Source organism: Sulfitobacter sp. HI0129, assembly GCF_001635395.1.
In the GTDB taxonomy this organism is placed as follows: Bacteria; Pseudomonadota; Alphaproteobacteria; order Rhodobacterales; family Rhodobacteraceae; genus Sulfitobacter.
On the sequence record NZ_LWGH01000872.1, the window covers coordinates 1 to 1,401 of the forward strand.

Annotated in this window: 2 protein-coding genes; both read left to right on the forward strand. The window is 51.5% G+C overall.

What is annotated here, in order from left to right; genetic code table 11:
* The coding region (locus A3764_RS26135) for a hypothetical protein (RefSeq protein ID WP_236628270.1) at window positions 1-213 on the forward strand (213 nt) is incomplete at its 5' end.
* A partial coding sequence (locus A3764_RS20405; RefSeq protein ID WP_150122340.1) for an O-antigen ligase family protein occupies window positions 210-1,401 on the forward strand: 1,192 nt, incomplete at its 3' end. The genes A3764_RS26135 and A3764_RS20405, both read left to right, overlap by 4 nt.

Consider the following 1,401-nt stretch of genomic DNA (forward strand, 5'->3'; position numbering starts at 1 on the left):
ATTCCGGTCGTTCGCTCCCAATCCCTCATAGCGCATTTCGCAAGCCAGATCGGGACTCCAACCGTCGAACTCGATTGGACTGCGAAGCCGCATGACAACGCTTCCCTATTGGTCGGGTATAACGCTCTTCAGACCGAGGGTCTGGCGCTCGATCAAGAAATCATGGGCTGGAAGAAGGATTTCATCTCCAAAATAGAACGAGCTTTGGGATGAAAAGACTGAGCTTTAGACACCTACTTATGTTCGTTGCAATCTGGAGTGTGGCGGGCTTTCCGCTTCTTGCTGGGGTAACTACGGTTCTCGGCATAAACAACACGCTATTTTCGATCATGTTGCGCGCCCTCGCGGTCTTTGCAGCACTTTTTCTGTTGTTCAGAAATATTCGGATTCACCACAGCCTGGCATTATGCTTATTTTTGGCTTTCTGGGCCGCATACTTTTCTCGCCTGTATATCAGTTTGCATATTCTTGGTGAGCCTACGACTTTCCCCGCTTCGCATTACTGGATCTGGAGCGTGGGCGCTACTTTCATACCGAGCCTCGCGGTGTTAACATCGTACAAGCCAGTGTTCGCTGAATCCCTACACCGGTCGTTTTCTTGTGTCGCTCCGTTTGCCACGGCTGTTCTGCTCGCGGCTGGTGGGACAACCATCACGACGTTAAGCGGCGAATTAGCCGATCATAACAGATGGAACACAGACTCGCTCAACCCAATCTCGATGGGTCATATTGGCGTGACCACCTTTCTCTTAGGCGTGAGCCTATTTTTCAATGGCGTCAGTGACTTCAAGCACAGAAACAGGGTGTTGCTCGCGTTCTTTGCCATCGGTTTGGGAGCGCTCTTGACGATCTATGCAAATTCGCGTGGGCCGTTAGTTGCCTTGGTGGCCGCACTTGGCTTGATGTTGGTGGCCGGCGTCCAGAAGCGCCGAACATGGTGGTTAGTTTTTGCTATGGGTTTGGCATCGGCGTTTGCATGGAGGACGATTGCAGAGGTCCTGTTTGCAAACGACGGGATTTTCGATCGGATCAGCGCCATTCAAGCTGGAAACGATCTGTCGTCGATTTACCGAATGATTTCTTTTGCTGGCGCTTGGGACCAGTTCACTCAAAACCCGATATTCGGAAACGCCATTGAGGAGCAGAGAACTCAATACTACCCGCACAATGTTCTACTCGAATCCCTGATGGCCACCGGGTTGATCGGAAGCATTCCGTTCATCGGCATTACAGTTCTCGCATTGTATTCGGCATGGAGAATTTTACGTCGCGGTGCAGGTGACCTGTGGATCGGGCTGCTCACCGTCCAGTACATTACCGCCCATCAGTTTTCCGGCGCGTTATACAACTCAACCACCATGTGGATGACCATCGCTCTTGCGATAGCGCACTATGCAAGTA